General features: G+C 65.9%; 23 protein-coding genes. 9 read left to right on the top strand and 14 right to left on the bottom strand.

The genetic code is table 11. The annotated features are described in order from the left end of the window. Window position 1 precedes the first annotated feature (1 nt). From cysC to OIE68_RS05115, 3 genes are read right to left on the bottom strand one after another with little or no spacing between them, the layout of a single operon-like run. The gene (gene cysC, locus OIE68_RS05105; protein WP_327098230.1) at window positions 2-1,840 is read right to left on the bottom strand and encodes an adenylyl-sulfate kinase; all 1,839 of its coding nucleotides are present in this window, start codon (window positions 1,838-1,840) and stop codon (window positions 2-4) included. Further along, on the bottom strand, window positions 1,840-2,772 hold the full coding sequence (cysD, locus tag OIE68_RS05110) for a sulfate adenylyltransferase subunit CysD (protein ID WP_327098231.1): 933 nt from the start codon (window positions 2,770-2,772) through the stop codon (window positions 1,840-1,842). Before cysD ends, cysC begins: the two co-directional genes overlap by 1 nt. A gap of 32 nt (window positions 2,773-2,804) precedes the next feature. Beyond that, window positions 2,805-3,692: a helix-turn-helix domain-containing protein gene (locus OIE68_RS05115; protein ID WP_327098232.1), complete on the bottom strand. Its 888-nt coding sequence runs from the start codon at window positions 3,690-3,692 to the stop codon at window positions 2,805-2,807. An 89-nt stretch (window positions 3,693-3,781) separates the two neighbouring features. On the opposite strand from OIE68_RS05115, the gene OIE68_RS05120 reads away from it, so the two are divergent. Genes OIE68_RS05120 through OIE68_RS05130 form a run of 3 tightly spaced genes read left to right on the top strand, consistent with a single transcriptional unit; the run spans window position 3,782 to window position 6,894 of the window. Beyond that, complete coding sequence (locus OIE68_RS05120) at window positions 3,782-4,945, top strand: hypothetical protein (protein WP_327098233.1); 1,164 nt, start codon at window positions 3,782-3,784, stop codon at window positions 4,943-4,945. After that, on the top strand, window positions 4,945-5,721 hold the full coding sequence (locus OIE68_RS05125) for an SDR family oxidoreductase (protein ID WP_327098234.1): 777 nt from the start codon (window positions 4,945-4,947) through the stop codon (window positions 5,719-5,721). Before OIE68_RS05120 ends, OIE68_RS05125 begins: the two co-directional genes overlap by 1 nt. A 9-nt stretch (window positions 5,722-5,730) precedes the next feature. Further along, complete coding sequence (locus OIE68_RS05130; protein ID WP_419150680.1) at window positions 5,731-6,894, top strand: sulfotransferase family protein; 1,164 nt, start codon at window positions 5,731-5,733, stop codon at window positions 6,892-6,894. An 86-nt stretch (window positions 6,895-6,980) separates the two neighbouring features. Here OIE68_RS05130 and OIE68_RS05135 read toward each other — a convergent pair whose 3' ends face one another. Further along, window positions 6,981-7,652 (bottom strand): PaaI family thioesterase, encoded by a 672-nt coding sequence (locus OIE68_RS05135; RefSeq protein WP_327098236.1) that lies wholly within the window; start codon window positions 7,650-7,652, stop codon window positions 6,981-6,983. Window positions 7,653-7,965: 313 nt separating this feature from the next. On the opposite strand from OIE68_RS05135, the gene OIE68_RS05140 reads away from it, so the two are divergent. Beyond that, entirely contained in the window at window positions 7,966-8,619 is a 654-nt protein-coding gene (locus OIE68_RS05140; protein WP_327098237.1) for an HAD family phosphatase, read from the top strand. Window positions 8,620-8,650: 31 nt separating this feature from the next. Here OIE68_RS05140 and OIE68_RS05145 read toward each other — a convergent pair whose 3' ends face one another. Beyond that, a complete protein-coding gene (locus tag OIE68_RS05145) occupies window positions 8,651-9,244 on the bottom strand; it encodes a TetR/AcrR family transcriptional regulator (RefSeq protein ID WP_327098238.1) in 594 nt (197 codons plus the stop codon). A 21-nt stretch (window positions 9,245-9,265) separates the two neighbouring features. Here OIE68_RS05145 and OIE68_RS05150 point away from each other — a divergent pair, with 21 nt between their 5' ends. Both OIE68_RS05150 and OIE68_RS05155 read left to right on the top strand, forming a co-directional pair. After that, window positions 9,266-9,634 (top strand): hypothetical protein, encoded by a 369-nt coding sequence (locus OIE68_RS05150; RefSeq protein WP_327098239.1) that lies wholly within the window; start codon window positions 9,266-9,268, stop codon window positions 9,632-9,634. Next, window positions 9,631-10,134 carry a hypothetical protein gene (locus OIE68_RS05155; RefSeq protein ID WP_327098240.1) on the top strand — a complete coding sequence of 168 codons (504 nt, stop codon included), beginning with the start codon at window positions 9,631-9,633 and terminating at the stop codon, window positions 10,132-10,134. The genes OIE68_RS05150 and OIE68_RS05155 overlap by 4 nt, the downstream gene beginning before the upstream one ends. 29 nt (window positions 10,135-10,163) lie before the next feature. On the opposite strand, the gene OIE68_RS05160 is transcribed toward OIE68_RS05155, so the two are convergent. The 4 genes from OIE68_RS05160 to OIE68_RS05175 all read right to left on the bottom strand — a co-directional run bounded on the left by OIE68_RS05160 (window position 10,164) and on the right by OIE68_RS05175 (window position 13,382). Then, window positions 10,164-11,369: an RNA polymerase sigma factor gene (locus tag OIE68_RS05160; protein WP_327098241.1), complete on the bottom strand. Its 1,206-nt coding sequence runs from the start codon at window positions 11,367-11,369 to the stop codon at window positions 10,164-10,166. A gap of 59 nt (window positions 11,370-11,428) precedes the next feature. Further along, the gene (locus OIE68_RS05165; RefSeq protein ID WP_327098242.1) at window positions 11,429-11,776 is read right to left on the bottom strand and encodes a YciI family protein; all 348 of its coding nucleotides are present in this window, start codon (window positions 11,774-11,776) and stop codon (window positions 11,429-11,431) included. Between the two features lie 110 nt (window positions 11,777-11,886). Beyond that, window positions 11,887-12,690 (bottom strand): ABC transporter ATP-binding protein, encoded by an 804-nt coding sequence (locus OIE68_RS05170; RefSeq protein ID WP_327098243.1) that lies wholly within the window; start codon window positions 12,688-12,690, stop codon window positions 11,887-11,889. Window positions 12,691-12,710: 20 nt separating this feature from the next. Continuing rightward, complete coding sequence (locus tag OIE68_RS05175; RefSeq protein ID WP_327098244.1) at window positions 12,711-13,382, bottom strand: FadR/GntR family transcriptional regulator; 672 nt, start codon at window positions 13,380-13,382, stop codon at window positions 12,711-12,713. A 241-nt stretch (window positions 13,383-13,623) separates the two neighbouring features. On the opposite strand from OIE68_RS05175, the gene OIE68_RS05180 reads away from it, so the two are divergent. Together OIE68_RS05180 and OIE68_RS05185 are read left to right on the top strand one after the other, a co-directional pair. After that, window positions 13,624-15,291, top strand: coding sequence for a 2-isopropylmalate synthase (locus OIE68_RS05180; protein ID WP_327101577.1), 1,668 nt, complete (start codon window positions 13,624-13,626; stop codon window positions 15,289-15,291). A gap of 78 nt (window positions 15,292-15,369) precedes the next feature. Continuing rightward, window positions 15,370-17,643, top strand: a complete 2,274-nt coding sequence (locus OIE68_RS05185; RefSeq protein ID WP_327098245.1) for a LuxR C-terminal-related transcriptional regulator — start codon at window positions 15,370-15,372, stop codon at window positions 17,641-17,643. Between the two features lie 4 nt (window positions 17,644-17,647). On the opposite strand, the gene OIE68_RS05190 is transcribed toward OIE68_RS05185, so the two are convergent. The 5 genes from OIE68_RS05190 to OIE68_RS05210 all read right to left on the bottom strand — a co-directional run bounded on the left by OIE68_RS05190 (window position 17,648) and on the right by OIE68_RS05210 (window position 22,788). Then, a complete protein-coding gene (locus OIE68_RS05190) occupies window positions 17,648-18,163 on the bottom strand; it encodes a DinB family protein (RefSeq protein WP_327098246.1) in 516 nt (171 codons plus the stop codon). A 94-nt stretch (window positions 18,164-18,257) separates the two neighbouring features. After that, window positions 18,258-19,106 (bottom strand): alpha/beta fold hydrolase, encoded by an 849-nt coding sequence (locus OIE68_RS05195; RefSeq protein WP_327098247.1) that lies wholly within the window; start codon window positions 19,104-19,106, stop codon window positions 18,258-18,260. Then, window positions 19,106-20,272 carry a 3-hydroxy-9,10-secoandrosta-1,3,5(10)-triene-9,17-dione monooxygenase oxygenase subunit gene (hsaA, locus tag OIE68_RS05200; RefSeq protein WP_327098248.1) on the bottom strand — a complete coding sequence of 389 codons (1,167 nt, stop codon included), beginning with the start codon at window positions 20,270-20,272 and terminating at the stop codon, window positions 19,106-19,108. The genes OIE68_RS05195 and hsaA overlap by 1 nt, the downstream gene beginning before the upstream one ends. 124 nt (window positions 20,273-20,396) lie before the next feature. Continuing rightward, complete coding sequence (locus OIE68_RS05205; RefSeq protein WP_327098249.1) at window positions 20,397-21,101, bottom strand: response regulator transcription factor; 705 nt, start codon at window positions 21,099-21,101, stop codon at window positions 20,397-20,399. A gap of 211 nt (window positions 21,102-21,312) precedes the next feature. Further along, window positions 21,313-22,788 (bottom strand): FAD-dependent oxidoreductase, encoded by a 1,476-nt coding sequence (locus tag OIE68_RS05210; RefSeq protein WP_327098250.1) that lies wholly within the window; start codon window positions 22,786-22,788, stop codon window positions 21,313-21,315. A gap of 169 nt (window positions 22,789-22,957) precedes the next feature. On the opposite strand from OIE68_RS05210, the gene OIE68_RS05215 reads away from it, so the two are divergent. After that, window positions 22,958-25,375, top strand: a complete 2,418-nt coding sequence (locus OIE68_RS05215; RefSeq protein ID WP_327098251.1) for a PEP-utilizing enzyme — start codon at window positions 22,958-22,960, stop codon at window positions 25,373-25,375. Window positions 25,376-25,416: the final 41 nt, after the last annotated feature.

Consider the following 25,416-nt stretch of genomic DNA (forward strand, 5'->3'; position numbering starts at 1 on the left):
CTCATTCGAGATCCGCCAGCTTGGCGAGGATGGCCGCGGCCATGGCCGCCGGATCGCCGTCCTCGGGACGCAGCACCAGCTCGGCTCGGGTGGGTGCCTCGTAGGGGTCGTCGATGCCGGTGAAGCCGCGGATCTCACCGGCACGGGCTTTGGCGTACATGCCTTTGGGGTCGCGGGCCTCGCAGATCTCCAGTGGTGTATCCACGAAGATTTCGACGAACGGGATGCCCGCGGTATCGTGCACGGCCCGTACCTTATTGCGATCGGCGGCGTAGGGACTGATCAGGGAAACCACCGCGACCACACCGGCTTCGGCGAACAGTCGCGCCACTTCGCCCACGCGGCGGATGTTCTCGACGCGATCAGCCGCGCCGAAGCCGAGGTCGGCATTGAGGCCGTGCCGCAGATTGTCACCGTCGAGCAGGAAGGCCGGACGGCCTGCCGCGACGAGGCGACGTTCCAGTTCCACTGCGACAGAGGACTTTCCGGATCCGGACAGCCCAGTCAACCAGACCGTCAGCCCTGCTGTCGGGCGCTCGTCGCGGCCGACAGCGGTGGCATGCCAGACGACACGAGAGGAGGGCAAGGTCGGCCCGGTGATCATGCCCGCGGCGACGGTGTTGTTGGTGGTGTCGTCGACGAGTATGAAGCTGCCAGTGATGCGGTTGCGGCGGTACGGATCGAACAGCAGCGGCTGGCGGGTGCGCAGCTGAATGCGCCCGATTTCGTTGAGCGACAACGAGTTCGCGTTTTCGTCGCGGTGCAGGGTGTTGACGTCGAGCCGGTAGTCCAGGCTGCGCACCTCGGCGGTCGCGGTGCGGGTGGTGTGCCGGATGGTGTAGGTGGCGCCGGGGGTGAGTTCGGAATCCTCGGCGAACCAGCACACCATCGCGTCCAGATCGCGCCCGACATGGGGCCGGTTCGCGGGGCGGCAGATCAGATCGCCACGGGAGACGTCGAGTTGGTCGGTGAGTTGGATGGTAACGGCCTGCGGCGGAAAGGCTTCGGTGATCGGTAACCCGCCCGGACCCCAGATCGCCTCGACCGTCGTGGTGAATCCGGAAGGCAGCACCGCGACTTCGTCGCCCGGCTTGAAGACACCACCCGACACAGTGCCCGCATACCCTCGGAAATCCTCTGCGTGCCTGCGGGTTACATACTGCACCGGGAACCGCGCGTCGATGAGATTGCGGTCGGAGGCGATATGCACCTCCTCGAGGTGATGCAGTAGCGGCGAGCCCTCGTACCAGGGCATGCTCGCACCGCGGTGCACGATATTGTCCCCGTGCAGTGCCGACATCGGGATGAAGCTCAGATCGGCGACCTCGAGTTTCGTCGCGAAGCTGGCGAATTCCTCGCGGATTTCCTCGAACCGGTCCTGCGACCAGCCGGCCAGATCCATCTTGTTCACGCACACCACCAGGTGCGGGATGCCGAGCAGACTGGCCAGGAAGGCATGCCGCCGAGTCTGTTCCACAATGCCCTTGCGCGCGTCCACCAGGATCAGCGCGAGATCCGCGGTGGAGGCGCCGGTGACCATATTGCGGGTGTACTGGATGTGGCCGGGGGTGTCGGCGATGATGAATTTGCGCCGCGGCGTGGCGAAGTAGCGGTGCGCAACGTCGATGGTGATGCCCTGTTCGCGTTCGGCGCGCAGGCCATCGGTGAGCAACGCCAGATCCGGATAGTCGTCACCGCGCGCCTTACTGGTCCGCTCTACCGCGGCGAGCTGATCGGTGAAGATCGTCTTGGAGTCGAACAGCAGACGGCCGATCAGCGTCGACTTACCGTCATCGACGCTGCCCGCGGTGGCCAGGCGCAGCAGGGTGGTGGTCGTCATCAGAAATACCCTTCCCGTTTGCGGTCTTCCATGCCTGCCTCGGAAATACGGTCATCGGCGCGGGTGGCGCCGCGCTCGGTGATGCGGGTGGCGGCGACTTCGGTGACCACATCCGCGGGGGTCGCCGCGGTCGATTCGACACAGCCGGTGCAGGTCGCATCGCCGACCGTCCGGAATCGCACCGTGCTCTCATACGGCTGCTCACCGTCGAGCAAGGTGAGAAATCGCGTGTACGCCAATAACATTCCGTCGCGTTGGACGACCTTTCGGCGGTGCGCGTAGTAGAGCGGCGGCAGCTCGATGGCTTCGGCGGCGATGTAATGCCAGATATCGAGTTCGGTCCAATTCGACAGTGGGAACACCCGGATGTGTTCGCCCTTGCTGTGGCGACCGTTGTAGAGATTCCACAACTCGGGTCGCTGATTGCGCGGATCCCACTGCCCGTATTCGTCGCGGAAGCTGAATACACGCTCCTTGGCGCGCGCCTTCTCCTCGTCCCGACGCGCGCCGCCGAAAACCGCGTCGTAGCCGCCCTCGCGGATCGAGCGCAGCAAAGTGGCTGTCTGCAAACGGTTTCGGGAGGCGCGCGGTCCGGTCTCCTCCTTCACCCGGCCCGCGTCTATATCGTCCTGCACACTACCGACCACGAGTCGCAGTCCGAGCCGCTCGACGGTGTGGTCGCGGTATTCGATGACTTCGTCGAAGTTGTGCCCGGTATCGATATGCAGCACCGGGAACGGTAGCGGCGCCGGCCAGAAGGCCTTCGCCGCCAGATGCAGCATGACCACCGAATCCTTACCACCGGAGAACAGCAGCACCGGCCGTTCGAAGGTGGCGGCGACTTCCCGGAATATATATGCCGACTCGGCCTCGAGCGCGTCCAGATGAGGCAACTCGTAGGTGCGCGCCGTCGACTTCGCGTACTGGCTCACGCCCCAAAACTAGAACACGTTTCGGTCATTGGTCAATGGTTGGAATCCGGCTTGTGACCCCCGGAGTCGGCGGTCACCCGATCCGCGGCGGCAACGAGTGCGGTTCCGCGTCGGTCGATCTCGGCGCCGGTGATGGCGGCTCCGACGTACATCGTCAGCACCATGTTCTGCCTGCCGTCGCCGCCGTAGGTGGGTGCCGCGAGCAGGCTGACCGGATGTTCCTTGCGCGGGCGCAGATCGGTGCCGAGATAGACCCGCTCCCCGAGGCTGGTCACCAGTTCGCCGACGAGTTCGCGCACCTCGCTCGGCAGGTCGCTGGCCGCGACCCCGGCCAGCAAAGCGTATAGCCGCCGACCGGCCGCGGTCAGGCTTTCGACCAGGTAGCCGCGCTCGCGGCACTCCGCGACGATCCGGCGCAGCCGGGCCTCGTCCTGGCGCAGCGGCACCGTCGGCGGCTTGCGCAACCAGGCGTCGAAGGCCGCGTCGGTATCCCAGAGCACGTACATCAGACCGACCGGCGGCGCGAAATGGTAGGCGGCACCCACCTTGACCAGGCCCGGACCGGTGCTTTCCAGCACCATGATCTGCTCGCCGACCACGGCCGACGCGGTACAGGTGGTGCGGTAGAGCGCGGTGAGTTTCTCCAGCTCGGCGCGCGCGATGGAGGCGATGGCGAAGCTGTCCTGAGCCACTCGGCCCGCGGCGATAAGCGCAGGTCCGAGGCCATAGGTGCGGGTATTCGCGTCGCGCATGAGATAACCGCCCGCGGTCAGTTCGGTGAGGATGCCCAGGCAGGTCGGTTTGGCCAGGTCGAGTTCGCGGGCCAGTTCGGAGAGCCCGAAGCGTTTGCCGCGCCGCTCGACGAAGAAATCCAGCACTTGGACCACCCGTGCGGTCGGGGCGGATCTGCGGGCAACCATGGACAACTCCTAGAACAGGTTCTAATCTTGCTCGTATCGGAATGTACCAGAGCGGTACATATTTGGAACAGCTACTTCGGAGAAGCCTCTTGCTGACACAGCCGTTCGCGGAAGCCATCGCCGCCGCCGAGGAGATCATCACCGGCGCACCGCATATTCGGACCGAACAGGACCTGGTCGAGGGTTACGACTACCTCGCGGGCAGTATTCGCGCCTCAATTCAGATGGCGTGGGCCTTCGAGCGGGACTTTCCGTTCTTCGTCATGTCCACCGGGCCATATACGAAAATGGGTCTGGACAATCCGGACACCCTCTACTTTCACTCGTATCTGCGCCCCGACGCCGAGTATGTGGTGACCGGAACTCGCGGCACCACCCGCGACCTCAGCTTCCAGGTGCTCAACGGCAACTACTCGCCGGTGGATGTGCCCGACAGCGAGACCGCCTTCGATGCCCGCGCCCTCGATATCGCGGCCGACGGCTCCTATGAGCTCCGCCTCGGCCCCGGCGAGGCGCGCCCCGGCTATGTCCATCTCGCGCCCGACTCGGCCATGCTCGTGGTTCGCGAGGTGCACAGCGACTGGGCTACCGAGAAGCCGGGCACGATTCGTATCCAGCGGGTGGACACTGTCGGCGACGCACCGCCGCCGCTCACCAAGGACCTGATGAGCAAGCGTTATGAGATCGCGGGGAAAATGCTGGTCTCGCGGCTGAATACCTTCCTGGCTTTCCCCAAGTGGTTCTATCTCAACCTACCGGTCAATACGATGACCGAACCACGCTCGACCCCGGGCGGACTCACCACCCAGTTCTCCTCCGTGGGCCACTACGAACTCGACGACGACCAAGCGATGATCCTCACGGTGCCGAAATCGGACGCGCCGTATCAGGGTTTCCAACTCGGCAGCATGTGGTACGTGTCGCTGGACTACATCAACCACCAGACCAGCCTCACCGCCGACCAGGCGCGTGTGGATCCGGACGGGATGATCCGGCTCGTGATCAGCGAGCGTGATCCGGGACTGACCAACTGGATCGAGCGCACCGGGCATGCGCGCGGATACCTGCAATTCCGCTGGCAGCAGCTGTCACGGGATCTGAAGCCCGAAGACGGGCCGAACGTGGAGGTGGTTTCGCTCGCCGAATTGCCGGACCGGCTGCCGTACTACCAGGAGGCTCGGGTCACGCCCGAGCAATGGAAGGCCCGGATCGCGGCACGTCAGGTTGTCGTGGCGGAAAGGATGCTCGGCTGATGTTGTTGCAGGACAAGGTAGTTGTCGTCTCGGGCGTCGGTCCGGGGTTGGGGCGTGCGATCGCGGTGCAGAGTGCGCGCGCCGGCGCCGATGTGGTGCTGGCTTCGCGGACCGAGTCGCGGTTGACCGAGGTTGCCAAGGAGATCACCGAACTCGGCAGGCGCGCGGTGGTGGTGCCGACCGATATCAACGATGAAGCGGCCGTGACGAATCTGGTCGAGACGGCGCAGAGCGCGTTCGGCCATGTCGACACCCTGGTGAACAATGCCTTCGCGATTCCGCCGATCACCGATCTGGCCGATGTCGATCTCGATGACGTGCGCGCTGGCTTCGAAACGAATGTGCTTGCCGCACTGCGGTTGACGCGTCTGTTCGTACCCGCGCTCACCGAGTCCAAGGGCTCGGTGGTCATGATCAATTCGGCGGTGCTGCGGCATTCACGGCGCACCTTCGGTCCGTACAAGATGGCCAAGGCGAGCCTGCTGGCGTTGGCGCAGAGTCTGGCCACCGAACTCGGGCCGAAGGGCATTCGGGTGAATACCATTGCGCCCGGCTATATCTGGGCCGACAACCTGAAGTGGTACTTCAACTATCAGGCCAAGCAGCGCGGGATCACCCCCGAAGAGGTATATGCCGAAACCGCCAAGACCATCGACCTGCGCAAGTTGCCCGAACCCGATGAGATCGCTGACGCCGTGGTCTTCTTCGCCTCGCATTTGGCGCGGGCGATCACCGGCGCATGCCTGGATGTCAACGGCGGCGAATACCACCACTAGGAGATGACTGTGATCGGCAGAGACGACGTCGGCACCATCGACGATCTGCACGCCTCGGCGACCAAGGTCGTCGGATTGAGCGATTTCGGCGACGACGGCTACCGCGAGGGGCTGCGAGTGCTGCTCGAGTCCTATGCCAAGGAAGCCGAGCTGACGCCCTTCGGCAATAAGGTCAATCGGGCCTTCCTGCGCGGTGCGCTGATTGCCCGATTGCTGAGCGAGGCCGCGTGGCAACGCTTTCCGGAGCATGCGGAGGTCGCGATCGAGCGCCCGATCTTCGTGACCGGGCTGCCGCGTTCGGGTACCACGGCGGTGCATCGGCTGCTCAATGCGGATCCGGCGCATCAGGGCCTGGAAATGTGGCTCACCGAGATGCCGCAGCCGCGGCCGCCGCGCGAGACGTGGGCGGCCGATCCGGTGTATCAGCGGATCGAGGCGGCATTCGAGCAGCATCATGTGGAACATCCGGAATTCATGGGCGTGCACCATATTTCGGCGGACCAGGTGGAGGAGTGCTGGCAGCTGCTGCGGCAGTCGCTGATGTCGGTGTCCTACGAATGCCTCGGCTATCTGCCCGGCTATTCCGAGTGGTTGCGCGAACAGGATTGGACCGATGCCTATCGCAGGCATCGGCGCAACCTGCAGTTGATCGGGATGCCCGATGCCGGTCGGCGGTGGGTATTGAAGAACCCGAGTCATCTGTTCGCGCTGGACGCGATCTTCGAGGTGTATCCGGATGCGCTGGTGATCCAGATGCATCGGGATCCGCGCACCATCATCGCCTCGGTGTGCAGTCTGAACGAGCAGGCCTCGGCGGGGTGGTCGGAGAAGTTCCGCGGTCCGGTCGTCGGTGCCGCGCAGTTGGATCTGTGGGCCAGGGGAGCGGATAAATTCCTCGCGGATCGCAAGCGGCACAATGCCGCTCAGTTCTGCGATGTGTACTACGACGATTTCGTCGCCGACCCCATCGGCACCGTCGGATCGATCTATCGGCACTTCGATATCGAGCTGAGCCCCGAGGCCGAAGCCGCGATGACGGCATTGCATACGGAAAGCACCTCCGGAGCGGCGCGTCCCGTGCACCGCTACACGCTGGAGGACTTCGGTCTTACCGCGGCCCAGGTCGACGCGCGTTTCGCGGAGTACCGCAGCAGGCACTTCCGCACGAGCTAGCGGGTGGACCGAGATCAGGTCGAAGCCGCGGCGGCATCGGTCGACGCCACCGGTTTCACCTGATCTCGGTACCCGCGACTACCGGCTTACTGCTGCCCGGGTTTGAGCACGATGAACAGGCCGTTCGCCTCGGCGCAGAGGCGTTCGCCGTCGTGCAGGGTGGCCCGGACATAGACCTTGCGGCCCTCCTGCCGTTCGGTCCAGGCGTGCACCTGCAGTTCGGTGTCGAGGGGAGTGATGGAGCGGTAGTCGACGGTGAGCGATGCGGTGCGGGTCACCTCGCCCGTGTACACCGCGGCGGCCATACCGAGCAGATCGTCGAAGCCGACCGCGACCTGTCCACCGTGGACGGCATTATTGCCGCCGAGGTGGAAAGCGCGGAAGGTGATGCGGGCTTCGATGCCGTCCTTGCCCGCCTTATCGACGACGAACGGCGGCAGCGTGATGTTGCCTCGGGAGGGCAGGTCGACCCGGGTCCAGGTCGGCGCGGACCATTCGTCGACGATTGCCGTGTCCAACTTGTCGTTGAGCTGTTTGAGGATGCCGATCGTCTCCAGCGCGAGCTCATCGGTCGGGCACGCCAGCCTGGCCCGATCCATCAGGCTGCGCACCTGCTCGACGAACGCGCCGTAGTGCGGCCCGCCGCGCGAAATATCGAGCTCGTCCAGCTGTGCATTGATCAGCTCCGACATCGGCCGGAACCCGCCCTCGTGGTGCTTTTCGCTCGGCAGCGAGTTACCGACCTGCTCTTCATTCATATAGAACACGTTATCGGTTGCCGGTCGAATGCTCGTTCGGTGGGCTGGTGCAGCGTGGCTACTGTACGCCGACGTTAGCGACGAAGGTGGCGATCTCGTCCAGTGCGCGCTGAGCCTCCGGGATCGGGAACGATCATCTCCCGGCTGGTTGCGCGTGTCCACATGTGGCCGAATGCGGGGGCGGGATGGGCTGGCCTAATGTGGGTAGTCGTTGTTTATCAGGTCTTCCGAAAACCCCCACCGCGGGGCGGGTCGATGGGTTGGCCATCGGGTCGTCGCCGAACGGTGCCGCCGGCGAAAGGCTTTGTCCCGTATGCATATTGCTGCTGTTGTCTTCGATATGGACGGCGTTCTGATCGACTCGGAGCCGGTGTGGGAGCAGGTGCGCCGCCAGTATGTGGCGGAGCAGGGCGGGCGCTGGCTACCCGATACGCAGCAGCGGCTGATGGGGATGAGCACAGGGGAGTGGTCGGACTATCTCAGTACTGAACTCGGTGTCGGTGCGACGCCGGATACCGTGGCCAATGATGTGATCGATCGGATGGCGCAGCATTACGAGCAGTCGGTTCCGCTGCTGCCGGGAGCGGTCGAGGCGGTGCAGCGCATCAGCGAACACTGGCCGCTCGCGGTGGCCAGTTCGTCGCCGCGCAGCTTGATCGACACGGTGCTCGGCCGCACCGGGCTGATCGAATTCTTCGGTGTCACCTTCTCGACCGAGGAGGTCGATCGGGGTAAGCCCGCACCCGATGTCTACGTGGCGGCGGCCGCCTTCATGCGGCACAAGTCCACCGAATGTGCGGCCGTCGAGGATTCGAGCAACGGCCTGCGCGCGGCACATGCCGCGGGTATGCGCGTCATCGCCGCACCGCGCCCGGAATATCCACCCGCCCCGGACGCCCTCGCCTTGGCCGCCGAGGTGATCGACACCCTCGACAAACTCACCCCCCAACTCGTCGCCGGGGAGTGAACCCATCGCCGCAGCCGCTGATATAGCGGGGTCAGCGGTGGTAGGACTCGAGCAGGGCGCGGGCGGCGGCGGTGAGGTCGGCTTCGAGCCAGGTGGGGAGAGTGGGGGCCTGGGCGTGGCGGCGCAGGGCCGCGTAGGGCAGGTCCACCACGGCGCGGCTGATGGCGTCGATTTCGCGGTCGCCATCGCGGCCGAAGCGGGCGGCGGCGATGCGGCGCAGGTGGTCGATGAGCGGTGCGTTCATCTGGTCGAGGCGGGCACGGAATTCCGCGTCCGGTCCGCCGTCGAGTAGATCGCTGGGGCGCAGATTCAGCAAAAGCTTTGCGTCGTCGGGTAATTCGCGACCGAAGTGAATGCTCGCCACGGCCATCGCGACACCGGCCTCGACCGGGTCCGGTTCGTCGGCGGCAGCCTTGACCCGGTCCTGGAAGCGTTCGAGTGCGCGCAGCCAGGCCGCGGCCAGCACACCGTTGCGGTTGCCGAAGCGGTGATAGAGCGTGCCGACGGGTGCGCCGCTGGCCGCCGCGATCGCCGCGACGCTGGCGGCGCGGGGTCCGTCGATGAGCACGAGGGTGCGCGCTGCGTCGAGGATCACGTCGGTGTCGTGCTTGCGGGGAGGCGCCATGTACTAGTACGTTCCTTCTATATGGAGCGATTGCCCTACATAGATGAGCATGCCAGATCAGTGGACGCGAATCGCGATCGGGCGTGGAAAGCCTTGCTGAAAGTTGTCTGCAAGGATCCGAACGATCCGTCGAAGACTCCGACCGGCTTCGTGCTCGCCGCAGCCGAGGAGCCCGCTCGGCTGGCGCTGCGGGGCCGGCACTGGTTCTCGCGCTATGCGCTGGTCTTCGAACTGGACGAGCAAGGTCCGAGCCGGACATTGGTGCGAGCGCAGAGCTGGGCCGAATTCCCAGGTCTGCACGGAAAGATCTACCGCGCGTTGGTTATCGGCACCGGCGGCCACAAGGTCGTGGTGCGCGATATGCTCCGCCGAATCGCGGCCGCGGCATGATCCCGGGTCTGGTCTGGGGTGCCACCGAAGCTGAATGTGAGCTCCCGCTGCCCTGTGACGAGGTGCAACCCGGCGGGGTGCAGGCGGATCGAGCCATCAGCATCGACGCGCCGCCCAATGTGGTGTATGGCTGGCTGTGCCAATTGCGGGTCGCGCCGTACAGCTACGACCTGCTCGACAACTTCGGCAGGCGCAGCCCGCGCCAGCGCGATCCGGTGCTCACCGAACTCGAAGTGGGACAGCGGTTCATGTCCGCGTTCACCCTCGTCTCCTTCGTGCTGTGCCGCCATATCACCCTGGTATCCGGCAAAATCTGCGTCACCTATGCGGTGCGACCCGAGGCGCACGGCACCCGCCTGACGGTCCGAATGCATTGCGGCGCACCGTGGATCGTCGCCCGCGTGCTGGCTCTCGGTGATGTGCTCATGATGCGCAAGCAGTTGCTGACGCTGAAGGAACTGGCCGAAGCCGAGGCGGGCGCTACGGAGGTATCGCCATAGCCGTGCACGATGGGTACATGCCCGTGCGGTTACTCACATCCGGCCATGCGGTCCAGTAGCAGCACCTGTTCGGCATTGTTCCCGGTCAGCTCCGCCGCACGAGCGAATTCGGCACGCGCTTCGTCCGGTCGACCGAGCCGATCGAGCAGGTCGCCGCGGACAGCGGGGAGCAGGTGATAGTTGTCCAACGAACCGGTGGCGACGAGCGCATCGACGAGTTCGAGACCCGCGGCGGGCCCGTGCACCATGCTGACCGCGACGGCCCGATTCAATTCGATGATCGGTGACGGAAAGCGTTCGGCGAGAACCGCATACAGGCCCGCGATCCGCCGCCAATCGGTCTCCTCGGCGCTCGGCGCCATGGCATGCACTGCGGCGATCGCGGCTTGCAGCGCATAACGGCCCGGCCGTATCCCGCGATCGCGGCTGACCGCATGGGCCCGGCCGAGTGCGGCGTAACCACGTCGGATCAGCAGCTGATCCCACCGGGCACGCTCCTGATCCGCCAGCAGGACAACGGTTTTCGTGGGGTTCATCCGTGCGGCCGAGCGCGATGCCTGCAATTCCAGCAGTGCGGCGAGGCCGTGCGTTTCCGGTTCGTCGGGCAGCAGATTCGCCAGCATCCGCGCCAATCGCAAGGCGTCCTCGCACAATTCGATCCGGATCCAGTCATCGCCTGCCGTCGCCGAATAGCCTTCGTTGAAGATCAGGTAGACGACCTCCAGCACCGAATCCAGACGCCTGGCCAGCTCGTCGCCGTGCGGCACCGCATACGGCACGCGCCTGGCGGCGATGGTGCGTTTGGCCCGCACAATGCGTTGGGCGACAGTCGATTCCGCTATGACAAAGGCGCGGGCGATTTCCTCGGTGGTCAATCCGCCGAGCAACCGCAGCGTCAATGCCACCCGGGCCGGTTGCGACAACACCGGATGACAGGCCGTGAAGATCATGCGCAGCAGATCGTCTTCGATATCCTCCGCTGCTTCGGGCTCCGGACCGGTCCGGAGTTCATGACCGACCAGCGTCAGCTTCCGTGCGAGGGTCCGATTGCGCCGCACCCGATCGATCGCCCGATGTTTCGCGGTGAGCATGAGCCAGCCGCCCGGATTCGGCGGCACACCGTCGTTCGGCCACTGCTCCAGGGCCGCGACCAGCGCGTCCTGGGCGAGTTCCTCGGCGGCGTCGATATCGCCGACGATCCGGGTCAGCCCGGCCACGAGGCGCGGCCACTCCATCCGCCACACGGTCTCGACAGCATCTCGGATCTGCTCGGGCGACCGGCTCATCTATCGGATCAGCCCTCGGCGACCTGACGAAGCTCCACCTCGATGTCCCACTCCGGTCCGTGCACGCTCAGGAAGCGCGAGGTCCATTCCACCGCCTCCTGTTTCGTTTTCGTCTGCAGCAGACAGTACCCGCCGACGACCTCCTTCGATTCGGTGAACGGACCATCGAGCACCGTCTGCTTGCCGCCGGCCTGGCTGATCTTGGTGGCCTCGGTGATCGAATGCAGACCGGCGGTATCCAACAGCACCCCGGCCTTGGTCATCTCCTCGATCACCTTGTTGACCTGTTCGATCAGCGCTTCGTCGGGAACCGGCGCATTCGTCGGATCAACTCGGATCAGCATCATGTGTCGCATCTGGCCATCCTCGGTTCGGTGGTCGGCTTGTCCGACCCTCACACAACGCATCGAACGGCATCGGCTCGAATCGACATTCTCCCGGAAAAATCTTCCGGAACCCACATTTGTTACGCGGGCCAGGCGCGCACGGCGGCCCGCGCGGTCCAGCGGCCGTCGTCGTAGCGGACCGCCACGGGATGGTCGAAGGCCGCGCTCACGGTGTCCGTCGTGACCGTCTCGGCGGCGGGACCAGCGGCAACGGTCCGGCCGTCGGCGATGAGCAGCGCGTGGGTCGTGGTGCTCGGCAGCTCCTCGAGATGATGGGTGACCAGGATCGAGGCGACCTCGGGATGGGTTTCGCCGAGTGCGTCGATGGTCTCGAGGAGTTGTTCGCGGGCCGCCACATCGAGCCCGGTGGACGGCTCGTCGAACAGCAGCAGGCGCGGCTCGGCGATGAGGGCACGCGCGATCAGGGTTCGGCCGCGTTCGCCCTGCGACAGCGTCGGCCAGATCTCCTCGGCCTTACCTTTGAGGCCGACGGTGTCGATCATGGCGTCCGCCCGGCGCAGATCCTCCGGCGTAGGTGTCCAGCGCATCGGGGTGTCGATGGTGGCGGTGACGCCGGTGAGCACGACCTCGCGGACGGTCAGCGGATATCGCAGTGGATGGCGCGGATTCACATGCCCGATCGAGTGGCGCAATGGGGCCAGATCGACCCGGCCCATCCGCTGCCCGAGGATATCGACGGTGCCCGAGGTCGGGAAGGTGATCGCGGCGCAGAAGCCGAGCAGGGTGCTCTTGCCCGCGCCATTGGGTCCCAGCAGCGCCCAGTGTTCGCCCGCATGGACGGTCAATGAGATGCCGTCGATGATCTGCTTGCCTTCGCGGCGGAAGGTGACGTCGGTCAGTTGCAGCACTGGGGTTTCGGGCACGGGAGATCTCCGTTCGGTCATCAGGTGAACGCGTCTTTCAAAGCGGTCAGATGCTTCCGGCTGAATTCCGCTGCGGCACTGGGATTTCTATGTGCGATCGCATCCGTGAGCCGAATGTGCGCGTCGTGGTCGGCGGGCTCCGAGGGGACCGGGCGGATCTTCAGCATATCGATCATGGCCACCCGGAGCCGGGGGAGGAAGCTGTCGAAGAGTTGGGTGAGTACATCGTTGTGGGCGGCGACGATGACGGCGCGGTGGAATGCCATATCGGCATCGACATGGTCGGCGATCGGTTCGCCGTGCGTCTCGCGCGCGGCCAGGGCCCGGCGGATGGCGCGCAGGTCGGCGGGTGTGCGGCGCTGCGCGGCCAACGCCGCGGCCTCGGCCTCGATCGCGATGCGGGCTTCGATGACCGCCGCGATGGTGGCGCGGCGCAGCACCACATCCCAGTCCTCGGTGACATCCAGCGCGGTCACGAAGACACCCGCGCCCTGACGGCTGTCGAGCACGCCCTTACCCGCCAATTCGCGGATCGCCTCGCGCAGCGTCGAGCGTCCGACACCGAGCTGCGCGGCGAGGGTCGTTTCACCCGGAAGGCGATGTCCCAGTGGCCATTCCCCGTTGCGGATGCGGGTGAGCAGCAGTTCCGCCGCCTGTGCCGCGAGGGGATGCCGCCGTACCTGCGAGACCATCCGAACCTCTCTACTTGTCTGAGGAGTTGTGTATAGTCTAGCAATCATGCGCACCATGCTTCTGCTTAGCCGCCACGGCGGGGCCTAACGACCGGCCGCCCGCCGTGGGGCTTCGTCGTGGCCGGTCACCGTTCTCTGTGACGGCCGCGAAGGCCAGGAAGCAGCAATCATGACCATGTTCCCCACCATCGCCACGCCCGCCGGTGCCGTCTCGGCGTGGAACAGACAGCGGCATTCACAGATGCCGTCGCATCGCTACCGCAGCGTCTACGATCGCGTGGAAGTGCCACTCGCCGAACGTAGTTGGCCGGACGCCCGGCTCACCCACGCGCCGCTGTGGGTGCCGGTCGATCTGCGCGACGGCAACCAAGCACTCGCCGAACCCATGGATCCGGTGCGCAAGCAGCGATTCTTCGAACTGCTGGTTGCCATGGGCTACAAGGAGATCGAGGTCGGCTACCCGTCCGCATCGCAGACCGATTTCGATTTCGTCCGGCTGATCGCGCGCACCGATATTGCGCCGGAGGATGTCACGATCGTGGTATTCACTCCGGCCCGACGCGATCTCATCGAACGCACGGTGGAATCGGTGCGCGGTATCCGCAACGAAGTCGTCATCCACATGTACACGGCGACCGCGCCCGTGTGGCGAAATGTGGTGCTGGGCAAGGACACGGGCGAGTTGCGCGAGCTGATCGCATCCGGCGGCCGCGACGTCCTCGAATTCGCCGGTGATCTGCCGAATGTGCGATTCGAATTCTCGCCCGAGGTGTTCAACCTGACCGAACCGGATTTCGTACTCGATATCTGCGACCACATGACGACTCTGTGGGACGCCACTCCGCAGCGGCCGGTGATCCTGAATCTGCCTGCCACGGTGGAGGTTGCGACACCGAATGTGTACGCCGACCAGATCGAATACATGCACAAGAACCTGGCCCGCCGCGACAGTGTCATCCTCTCCGTGCACCCGCACAATGACCGGGGTACCGGTATCGCATGCGCGGAACTGGCCGTACTCGCCGGAGCACAACGCGTGGAGGGCTGTGTCTTCGGCAATGGCGAACGCACCGGCAATGTCGATATCGCGACCTTGGCGCTGAACCTGCACGCGCAGGGCATCGATCCGATGATCGACTTCTCCGATATCGACGAGATCCGCAGGACAATCGAGTACTGCACGCGCATGCCGATCCACGAAAGGCATCCGTACGTAGGCGATCTCGTGCATACCGCGTTCTCCGGCACACATCAGGACGCGATCAAGAAGGGGATGGCCGAACATCGCGAACGGGCCGCCGCGAGGGGTATCGCTGAACGCGAACTCGACTGGCATGTCCCATATCTGCCGATCGATCCGGCCGATATCGGGCGCAGCTACGACGCGGTCATCCGAGTGAATTCCCAGTCCGGCAAGGGCGGGATCGCGTATCTGCTGGAGTCCGAATACGGCCTGGAACTGCCGCGCCGACTGCAGATCGATTTCGCGCGACACGTGCAGGCGCATACCGATGACACTGGTCTGGAGATCACCGCCGCCGAACTGCACGAGCTGTTCGAGGCGACATATCTGCACACCGAGACGGCGTCGGTCGAGTTGACCGAATGGCGGACGACCGACGGATACACCGAGGTCACGTTGAGCATCGGTGGTGTCACCGAGCGCAGCGAACACCGCGATATCGGTCCGATCGAGGCGCTCACCGCGGCACTGGCCCGGGTGGGATATCCGGTCGAGGTGCTCGGATTGACCCAGCAGTCGATCGGGGCGGGCAACGACGGGACCGCGATCACCTATCTCGAATACCGCGTCGGTGCGCGGACCGGATGGGCCTGCGGACGCAGCGATTCGGTCCTCACCGCATCGCTGGCCGCCGTCATCCGAGCCGCGAACGCGATAATCTCCTAACGGGTACCAAACGACATCTCGGTCAAAATGCCCGGGACGGCGGCCGCGCATGAAAAGGTATGCAGCGTGGTGCGGCACGTGACAGGGAACCTCCCCGCTGAGGTGACGAGCTTCGTAGGTCGTGACGCCGAGGTCGCCACGGCGCGCAAGCTGCTGTCCAGCACGCGGCTGCTCACCCTGACCGGGCCGGGCGGCGTCGGGAAGACCCGGCTCAGCCGTCGGGTGGGGGAGGCGGTGCGCCGCGCCTTTCCCGACGGTGTCTGGCTCGTCGAGATCGCGCATGTGCACGACGGGGAGCTGGTGGCGTTGAGCGTCGCGCAGGCGCTCGGTCTGCGCGACGACACCACTTCACCCGTCGTCGGCCTGACCGAATTCCTGGCCGACAAGAGCCTGCTGTTGATCCTGGACAACTGCGAGCATTTGATCGGCGCATGTGCGGAACTCGTGGACCGGCTGATTCCGACGACCACCCACGTGCGGATTCTCGCGACCAGCCGTGAGTCGCTCGGGGTCTCCGGGGAACAGGTCATGCCGGTGCTGCCGCTCGCGGTGCCGGAAGTGGACGAGGACGAGGCACGTCCGGCGCACGTCGACAGCGATGCGTTGCGGCTGCTGATCGATCGGGCCGTTGCCGCGAACCCCGATTTCCAGGTCACCGATGCCAATCGCAGGGTGCTCGCGGCTATCTGTCGTCGCCTGGACGGTATACCGCTGGCACTCGAGCTGGCGGCATTGCGGTTGCGGATGTTCACACCGGATCAGGTGCTCGCACGCCTGGACGATGCGATGCGGCTGCTCACCGCCGGGTTGCGTACCGCGCCGGAGCGACAGCAGACCCTGGAGGCCGCCATCCGGTGGAGCTACGACCTGTGCACGCCCGACGAGCAGCGCCTGTGGGAGCAGCTGTCGGTCTTCGCGGGTGGTTTCGACCTGGAGGCCTCGGAGGCGGTCTGCGTGGTCCCGGATGTGCTGTTGGATGCGTTGACAGGGTTGGTGGACAAGTCGGTGCTCGGCTACCGGCAGAACAGCGACGGTACCGGGCGATACACCATGCTCGAACCGTTGCGTCAGTTCGCCTTGGCGCGATTGGTCGCCCGCGGTGGTGAGCGGGCGGTGCGGCTACGTCATCGCGACTACTACCACGGGATCGCCGCGCAGGGTCGCACCGCGTACTGGGGCAGCGAGGATGTCACCTGGTTCCGTGACGTCACCCGTGAACATCCGAATCTGCGTGCGGCACTGCAGTTCTCGCTCGCCGATCCGGAAAGTGCCCATCGCGCACTGGAAATCGCGACGGAACTGCGACCGTTCTGGGAGCACTACCGCTTCCTACTGGAGGGCTATCGCTGGCTCCTGGAGGCGCTGGAGAAGGATCTCGACCACACGAAGGATCGAGCGCGGGCACTGGCCGCTGCCTCGGTGATCGCCGCCATGCTGTCGGATCCGGAGACCGCGACGCGATTTGCGGACGAATGTCTGCACATCGCAACGGAACTCGATGCCGAAGACGTGCTCGTCGAACATGCCCTGCTCGCCGCGCTGCTGGCATTCGCCAACGATGAACCGAGGCGGGCACTCGATATCGCCGAGGCGGCGTCGGACCGTGCGCGGGCCTGCGCCCACCACGGCGTCGAAATGGAGAGTTCGGCCTTCGCGTATGTGTGTGCGCTGGTGTTGGACGACGAGCGGGCCGGCGCGATCGCGGATCGCTTCCTCGCCAAGACCAAGGACTACGGCTCGCACCTGCTGGGCGGGCTGGGGCATTGGGCGGTGGGCACCGACCGCTGGCGTAAAGGCGAGCAGGAGCAGGCGATTGCGGAGCTACGCAAGGCGGTCGAGCTGTTCAGTCTGTTCGATCGGTGCGTGTGGACGGCGTCCGGTTTCGACGGACTCGCGTGGGTGGCGACGGCCGATGGCGACCTGAACCGTGCGGCGCGGCTGATGGGTGCGGCATCGACGGTGCGGCGCGGCAGTACCCAGCGGCTCGCCCATGAGATGACCGAATTCGTCGGCGACAAGGTGCGCCTGCAGGTGCGCGATGCGATGGGCGAGAAGGAGTTTCGGGCCGCCTTCGATACGGGTGCGGCCTTGGGGTTGGAGGAGGCGGTCGCTTTCTCGCTCGGCACGCCGCTGCGTGCCGCGCCGGTGAAAACCGTTGCGGCGGATGTGCTTACCCGGCGCGAACGTGAAGTCGCGCGGTTGATCGGGGCGGGCTACAGCAATAAGAGCATCGCGAGTGAGCTGGTGATTTCGATTCGGACCGTCGAGAGCCACGTCGACCACATTCTCACCAAATTGGGCTTCACCTCGCGGACGCAGATCGCCGCGTGGGTCAGCCGGAATCAGATCTGACGCGTCAGTCGCCGGTCGCGCCGTCGATGCGTTCGCGAAGGAAGTCGGCGTGGCCGTTGTGTCGCGCGTATTCCTCGATCATGTGCACATAGACCCAGCGCAGGCTGTATTCGGTGCTGCGATGAGCGAAGACATGGTCGAGGGGTAGGTCCGCGACGGCGGCGTCGGCCAACTTGATCTCCGCGTGCAGCGTCGCCAGATCCGCGGCGGCGTCGGCATTGGCGATATCGTCGAAATCGCCGTTCGGGTTGTCTTCGCTGCAGTAGAGGTAATCCAGCGGTTCGCCGCAGGTGGCGATGCGGAACCAGCCGCGTTCGCATTCGGCGAGGTGGCGGACCAGGCCGAGCAGCGACAGCGTCGAGGGTGCGACGCAGCGCCGCTTCAGCTGTTCGGACTCGAGCCCGGCGCACTTCCACAGCAGCGTGCGGCGGTGCAGGTCCAGCCAGGTCTGCAGCATGGTCCGCTCGTCGGCGACCAGCGGCGGCTTGGTTCTGGTGATCTCGGGTGCTGTCCACGTCACCGGCCGACTGTAACTGGCGAACCGCGAATTGATCTCGCGAATTAATGCGACATCGGCCGGACATAGTGATGCCTATGTCGCCTCGGCGTCGGCGCTACAGGCCGGAGTTCAGGAAGTCGATGACCGCGCGCTCGAAGGCGTCCTTGCGCTCGATCTGCACCCAGTGCCCGCAGCGCCCGAACAGCCGCAGATCGGCATTCGGTAGCTGACGTGCGGGCAGCAGCGCACCCTCGGCCGGAGTGACCCGATCATCGCGACCCCACAGCAGCAGCACCTCATTGCGCAGCGCGCGCAGCCGTGCCCACAGCGGAATCGGTTCCGCGAAGGCGGGATTCGCGAAGGTCGCGTAGGCGTCGCGGATCGCCGCGATGGCGGTCGGATCCGCCGCGGCGGCCCATCGGTTCTCGACCAGCTCGTCGGTGAGTACCGCCTCGTCGAACACCATGGTCCGCAGCCAGGCGAGTACGCGCTCCCGGGTCGGCTCGCCGGTGAAGTCGAGCAGCCGCCGAATCCCTTCGGACGGTTCGGGTCCCAGCACATTGACGCCGACACCGCCCGGCGCCATGAGCACCAGTCGATCGATGCGCCGGCCGTGCTCGAGCGCCACCAGCGTCGCCACCGCACCACCCATGGAGTTGCCGAGCAGGTGCACCGTCGGCAGCTCGAGTCGATCCAGCAGACCGAGCACCGCGTCGGCGGCGATGCGCAGATAGTTGCGCTGGTACACCTCGGGGCGCTCACTCGCGCCGAAGCCCGGCTGATCCAGTATCAGGCAGCGGAAGTGTTCGGCGAGTATCGGCAGGTTCGCGCCGAAATTGGCCCAGCCCGACACACCCGGGCCGGATCCGTGCAGCAGCACCAGCGGCGGACCCGAACCCGCCTCGTGGTAGCGAAGTTTCAGCCCGTCGACGGTGATATGGCGACTGGTATCCGCCGCGTCCATCAAACCATCCGATCTTCGACCGGCAGCCCGAATTCACCGCGGCCGAACATGGCGAGGGCGCGCTCGACATCATTGATGACGTGCACACTGCCCGCGTGTGCGTCGCGCCAATGTCGTTCGATCGGATTGGGTTTGCGGATCGAGTGGCCACCGGAGTTGTCGAACAGCAGCTCGATCGCCTGGATCGCGCGCTCGGTGCCGCGCACCTGATCGCGGCGGGTGCGCAACCGGGTTTCGTAGGGAATCTCTTCGCCCGCTTCGGCATAACGCAGTTGCTCGGAAATGTTGTGTTCCATCTGCAGGATGGCCGCGTCGATTTCGGATCCCGCGCGGGCGACCCGCACATGGGCGAATGCGTCCTCGGCCACCTTCTGCCCGCCGTAGGACAGCCGGACCCGCTCGCGCATCCGCTCGATATGCGCCTCGTACGCGCCCTGTGCGGCGCCGATGATGGGCGCGGTGATGGTATTGGAGAAGACGCCCGCGAACGGAATCTTGTACAGCGCAGCGGGATTGGCTTCCTGGCCGGGACCGCGCAGCTGTGACTGTTCGGTGGCGCTGTAGGCGCGGTGATGCGGCACGAAGGCCTTCTCGATGACGATATCGTTGCTGCCGGTGCCGGACAGGCCGACGACGTGCCAGACGTCATCGATGCGATAGTCGTTGCGCGGCACCAGGATTGTCAGATAGTCCTTGGGATTGCCCCGTTCGTCCGGGGCCAGTGCGCCCAGGAATGCCCACTGGGCATGGTCGCAGCCGGAGGAAAAACTCCACCGGCCGCTGACCTCGTAACCGCCGTCGACCGGCGTGAGTCGACCGGTCGGGGCGTACGAGGAGGAGATGAGCGTGTCGGAATCCTCGCCCCACACCTCTTCCTGCGCCTGCAGCGGGAAAAGTGCCAGCTGCCAGGGGTGCACGCCCAGCACCGACGACACCCAGCCGGTGGACGGGCAGGCCGACGCGATCGTGCGAATGACCTCGTAGAACGCCACGGGGGAGGCCTCGTCGCCGGCGAAACGCGACGGCTGCAGCATGCGGAACACCCCCGCCTCGGTCAGTTCCCGGATGCTCGCCACCGGAACCCGCCGCTGCAGATCGGTCTCCGCGGCTCGCTCGCGGATTGCCGGGAGCAGATCCCGAACCCGATCGAGCACCTTATTGACCATGACGGGAGTCCTCCTATGTTCTCGCGACCGGTGTGCCGGACGACGCCATAGTTGTGACGCTATGGCGGCCGTGGCGGCGCGTCGGGAGGAAGTCCCGGTGATCGGAACGCTCGGAGGTCGGCGTCTATACCGCGTGCAGCAAATTCGATTCGGCGGTGGTGTCGTACGGGTCCGGACCCCACCGATAGCCGTAGCCGCGGATATTCGTGATCAGCCCGGGGCGGTCCAACTTCGCGCGCAACGAGGCCATATGCACATACAGTTTCCGCGATACCGCAAGCATCGAGTCGCCCCAGACGCAGTCCATCAATTGCTCACGGCTGACCGCTATTCCGGGCCGCTCGGCCAAGACCCGCAGCAACTCGAACTCCAGCCGGGTGAGCGGAACCAGTTCCCCGGCCACCTCCACCCGCCGCGCCGCGAGATCTACGCGAACATCTTCGCTGGTCACCGTCTTACCCCGGGCAACGCTGGCAACGCCGACCCGCCGCGTCACCGCCTCCAGCCGCGCGGCCAACTCACCGATGCGCGCGGGTTTGACGAGATAGTCGTCGGCGCCGCTGTGCAGCCCGAGCACAATCGAACGCTCATCGGCGTGCTCGCCGAGAATCACCACCGGCACCGAGCTGACTTCGCGCAACTTGCGCAACACCTGCAACCCATCCATATCCGGCAGGCCCATGTCGAGGATAACGGCGTGATAGCCGTGATGCGCCAAGAGTAGATCGGCCCCGCGATGCTTACGCTCCACCTGATGACCGTGCAGTTCGAGCCCCTGCGCCAGCGCGTCGCCGTCATCGGCTTCACCATCGATCATGATCAGCCGCATCCGTCTCACCTTCCCGCACCATCCGCCGAAGAGCAGCGAACTAGCATGGTCGCCGCCGCCACCCCACCACGCAAAGCCATTCCCTTGCCACCCTTGGGAACCACCCCTCCCCGCGCCCTCCGCGCCCTCGGTTGGACATGCGATCACGTGGAAACCATGGCGGCAAAACGCGAGAAGCCCCCACCACCAGTGCCACCTGATCTTGATTGCGTCAGTGCGCGGCGGTCGCGCCGGCTTTGCGGCCGAAGAAGGTGGCGTCGCCCAGGGAGGTGCCGCTGATATAGCCCTCGCCGTGGAGGCCGGAGCTGGCGCGGCCGGCTGCGAAGAGGCCGGGGATGGGGAGGCCGTCGAGGTTGAGGACGTGGCCGTCGAGGGTGGTGTGGAGGCCGCCGAGGGTGAAAACGGAGGCTCCGGTGCCGCGGCGGTTGCCGGATTCCGAGGGCGGTCGGACGCCCGCTTTCACATCGATGGCGGCCAGCGGGGGGCTCAGTGGGCGCAGCCAGCGCGGTGCTTTGTGGAAGTCGGGATCGGTTCCACGCGAGGCGAATTCGTTGTAGCGGTTCATGGTGGCGATGAGTGCGCCGGGCGGTAGGGCGAGTAATTCGTCGAGTTCGTCGATGGATTCGGCGACGTGGGTCGGGCGCACACCCCAGCGTTCGCGTTCGGGCACCTCCTCGTAGCCCTGTTCGTCGAGCACCACCCAAACGTTCATATCGTGACCGAACAGCGCGGCCTGGCCGATGCGGCCGGGATAGGTGTCCTCGTTGACGAAGCGCTGGCCGCGATGGTTGACGATCATGCCGCGCGCGGCGAAACCCGGAATCAGGGAAGCACCGACCTGACCGGCCGACATATGCCGCACGGCGGCGCCGGCGGCCTGTGCGATGCGGATGCCGCTGCCGTCGTCGGTGCCCGCGCTCACCTTGGTATGGCCGAGCAGTCGTGGCGCGTGGGCGGTGAGCATATCGTCGTTGTCGACGAAACCGCCGGTGGTGAGCACACATCCGCGTCGTGCCCGAATCATGAGCTCCTTGCCGTAGTGCCGGGCCACCACGCCGACCACCGAGCCATCTTCGCCCAGAAGCAGATTCGTCGCGTAAGTGTCGTATTGCGCTGTCACACCGGCAGATTCGGCCGCCGACACCAGACAATCCAGCAGCAGCCTTCCGCCGAAGTCATGCGCGGTAGGCCGGTGCCCGCGCGGGGCCGGGATAGCGATTTCGGTGAACGGCCAACTGTTTTCGCCGAGCCACATGAGCCCGTCATCGGTTGGCGGTACCCAGGCGGGAGCATTCCAGAGACTGGGTTTGAACGGCACACCGCGATCGACGAGCCAGTGGAAATGCGCCACGCTGTGCTCGCTGTAGTGCACGATTTTCGCCACATCCGCGCCCGGCCCGAGCGCCGCCACCAGGAATGCCGCCATCTGTTCGGGACTGTCATCGAACCCGCACGCCCGCTGGATCGGCGTACCGCCGCCGAGGTAGATCTCGCCACCTGACAAAGCCGACGCACCACCCGGCCCACCGGCCCGATCCAGCACCAAAACCTCGGCACCGACCGTCGCGGCCTCGAATGCGGCGCAAGCCCCCGCACTGCCGTACCCGACGACCAGCACGTCGGTCTCGATGTCATAGGACTTCACCTCGGCGGCGGCACGCGGCGCGACCGATTTGCGGACCGTCATGGCATCGAGGCTGCGCGCATCCACCGGATGCCGGAATCGATCATCTCGGTGGTCGAGCCGGGTACTCCCGTTCAGCGGGACTGGCACCGATCGCGGCGTCCCGCACTCGCGATGGTGTGTGAACGGCGTCACGTTCGCGTATCCCGGCGCCAGTGAGGAGAGGAAATCGATGCGGGTCCTGGTCACCGGAATCACCGAGCCGAGCGGTCGCGCGGTGGCGCGCATGTTGTTGGCCGCCGGGCACGAAGTGGTCGGGCTGGACCAGCGGTGGCACCGCTACATCGATCCGCGGGTGCGGTTCACGACCGACCACACCGACGCTGTCGACGGCTGCGCGAGCGTCGTACATCTGGCAGCCAGCGGGCTCGCCGAAGTCGCCGCCGCCGCACGCAAAGCCGGTGCGCGAGTGGTGGTTCCGGTCAGTTCGCGCTCGACGCGGCTTTCGGACGCCAAGGCCACAGCGGTGCTGCGCGCGTCGGGCTCGGATAGCGTGCTGGTGCGCACCGCGCCGATCGCCGGGCGTCGTATCGGACACGAAACCCGCCGTGCACTGGTGCCGATTCTCGGCTCGAAGTCCGATGCCGGATTTCAGTTGCTGCACAGCGACGACCTGGACCGCTTCCTGGTACTGGCCGCCACCGCGCTGCCGTCCGGTCATAGCGAAGATGGGCTCGAGATCGTCGAACTCGCAGCTTCCGGCGTGGTGACCACCGACGAGGTGCGCCGCATGATGCGCGAAGCGGACGTACGCTACTCGGCCTGGGTGCCCGGCTGGTCCGGTCGCCAACCCCTCTTGGATCCCACTGTCGCACAGGAGAAGTGGGGCTTCCGCTGCGGCTGGACCGCACGCGAGGTCATCGCCGACATGGTGCGCGGGATGATCGGCCGCAAGCCCGATGGCGGCGGCTTCCGCACGCGCAGGGGCGCAATCCCGTTGCCGTCACACGTGATTCCATCTCGTGCCGCCACGTCGGACAACCATCCGCTCACCGATGTCGCCCCGGAAGGTCTCGAGGGCGAATTCGACGATCGGGTCGACGAGCGCTACCCGGTGCACACCGCAACCAACACCTCCGAAGCATTGCCCGGCCCGATGACACCCCTGACCATCGACCTGCAGGCCGGCGCCATCCGCCTCAGCAACGAGGCCATGGGCGAGATGATCGCACTCGACGGCATCGCCTTGGAACACTGGACGAGTCGGGTCACCACGGTGCTCGGCCACCACATCTACATCAATGCCTCGATCGGCGTGCTCGCGGCCGAGAATATGCCGGGCTGGGATGAGGAGAGCATCCGCCGCGACGCCTACGGCAATATTCCGGCCGAAATCGCCCTGCAGCCGCACGGCAAGCCACCGATGCCGACCGGGCCGGCCAGCACGCTGGCGACCGGGCGCGCGACCTCCCGGGTCATCGCCACAGCCCGCCGTTTCGGCAAGACGGCCGAGCTGATCAATGCCGCATCTCATGCGGAAGCAATGAACGCGAACGAGATTCGCGAACTGTCCGATGAGCAGTTGCACGTCCGCGCTCTGCTCTGGCGCGATCGTCTGCACCAGGCGTGGCAGGCCGCGGCGATCGGTGTGATGATGACCGGCGCCGCCACCGCCATCCACGCACGCGGCAAGCATGCCGGCGAGGTTCCGATCGACCTGACTCGGCTGGAATCGGCGAAGCCCATGCTCGCGGTGGAACGTCTGGCCGAATTCTGCCGCGCTGACACCGATCTCGCCGAGCTGGCGCGCGCCGGTGATATCGATGCGGCACGGGCGAAATCACCCGCCTTCGCCGCCGCGCTCGACGAGGAGTTGGCCAAGGTCGGGCACCGAGGTCCCGGTGAATGTGAGTTGCTCAACCCGACATTCCGTGACCGGCCCGCCCTTTTGGTGAGCGCCGCCGCCCGCGCTGCGCAGATGCCGGCGCCCAAGCGCGACTCCGTGGATTCGTCGCCGAGTCGCACGGCTCGGATGGCCGCAGGAGCCACCGTGGCCCGGGAACGCGCACGCGACGGCGTCGTCCGGATTACCCACTGCCTGCGACTTGCCGTGCGCGAGCGGGCCGATCGGCTCGTTCGCGTCGGTCGGCTGCGCGAAATCGACGACGCCTGCTATCTCACGCTGGACGAAATCTTCTGTCTCCCAGCGGATGCGGCCGACAAGGTGGCGCGCAGGCGCGCGGAACGCATTCGGTTGCAAACCATCAGGATGCCCGATGTCATTGCCGGACAATGGGAGCCGGTACCCGACGCGGCGGCGCTCACCGCCGACGAGAGCCTGACCGGTATCGGTGTCTGTGCCGGTGTGGTGGAGGGCCGGGTGAAGCTGGTGCTGTCGCTGGATGACGATATCGAGCCCGGCGACATCCTGGTCGCCGCGGTGACCGACACCGGCCACACCGCCATGTTCTCCTACGCCGCCGCCGTGATCACCGATATCGGCGGGTCCGCGTCCCATGCCGCGATCGTCGCCCGCGAATTCGGCATTCCCTGTGTCGTCGACACGAAGACCGCGACCACCAGCCTGGCCGACGGCCAGCGTGTGCGCGTGGACGGCGCGGCCGGGACGGTCACGCTGCTGGCCGACTGAGCGCGGCCCGAACTCGGGTCGCAGACCATTATGCGGCCCTT

Source organism: Nocardia vinacea, from assembly GCF_035920345.1.
GTDB lineage: Bacteria > Actinomycetota > Actinomycetes > Mycobacteriales > Mycobacteriaceae > Nocardia > Nocardia vinacea_A.

Coding starts and splice junctions, on each gene's coding strand:
- OIE68_RS05115 (WP_327098232.1), bottom strand. CDS start 3,692: ATGGTTGCCCGCAGATCCGCCCCGACCGCACGGGTGGTCCAAGTGCTG.
- OIE68_RS05210 (WP_327098250.1), bottom strand. CDS start 22,788: ATGACGGTCCGCAAATCGGTCGCGCCGCGTGCCGCCGCCGAGGTGAAG.
- OIE68_RS05140 (WP_327098237.1), top strand. CDS start 7,966: ATGCATATTGCTGCTGTTGTCTTCGATATGGACGGCGTTCTGATCGAC.
- OIE68_RS05125 (WP_327098234.1), top strand. CDS start 4,945: ATGTTGTTGCAGGACAAGGTAGTTGTCGTCTCGGGCGTCGGTCCGGGG.
- OIE68_RS05205 (WP_327098249.1), bottom strand. CDS start 21,101: ATGCGGCTGATCATGATCGATGGTGAAGCCGATGACGGCGACGCGCTG.
- OIE68_RS05145 (WP_327098238.1), bottom strand. CDS start 9,244: ATGGCGCCTCCCCGCAAGCACGACACCGACGTGATCCTCGACGCAGCG.
- OIE68_RS05180 (WP_327101577.1), top strand. CDS start 13,624: ATGCCGTCGCATCGCTACCGCAGCGTCTACGATCGCGTGGAAGTGCCA.
- hsaA (WP_327098248.1), bottom strand. CDS start 20,272: ATGGTCAATAAGGTGCTCGATCGGGTTCGGGATCTGCTCCCGGCAATC.
- cysC (WP_327098230.1), bottom strand. CDS start 1,840: ATGACGACCACCACCCTGCTGCGCCTGGCCACCGCGGGCAGCGTCGAT.
- OIE68_RS05135 (WP_327098236.1), bottom strand. CDS start 7,652: ATGAATGAAGAGCAGGTCGGTAACTCGCTGCCGAGCGAAAAGCACCAC.
- OIE68_RS05195 (WP_327098247.1), bottom strand. CDS start 19,106: ATGGACGCGGCGGATACCAGTCGCCATATCACCGTCGACGGGCTGAAA.
- OIE68_RS05165 (WP_327098242.1), bottom strand. CDS start 11,776: ATGCGACACATGATGCTGATCCGAGTTGATCCGACGAATGCGCCGGTT.
- OIE68_RS05215 (WP_327098251.1), top strand. CDS start 22,958: ATGCGGGTCCTGGTCACCGGAATCACCGAGCCGAGCGGTCGCGCGGTG.
- OIE68_RS05160 (WP_327098241.1), bottom strand. CDS start 11,369: ATGGAGTGGCCGCGCCTCGTGGCCGGGCTGACCCGGATCGTCGGCGAT.
- OIE68_RS05155 (WP_327098240.1), top strand. CDS start 9,631: ATGATCCCGGGTCTGGTCTGGGGTGCCACCGAAGCTGAATGTGAGCTC.
- OIE68_RS05150 (WP_327098239.1), top strand. CDS start 9,266: ATGGAGCGATTGCCCTACATAGATGAGCATGCCAGATCAGTGGACGCG.
- OIE68_RS05175 (WP_327098244.1), bottom strand. CDS start 13,382: ATGGTCTCGCAGGTACGGCGGCATCCCCTCGCGGCACAGGCGGCGGAA.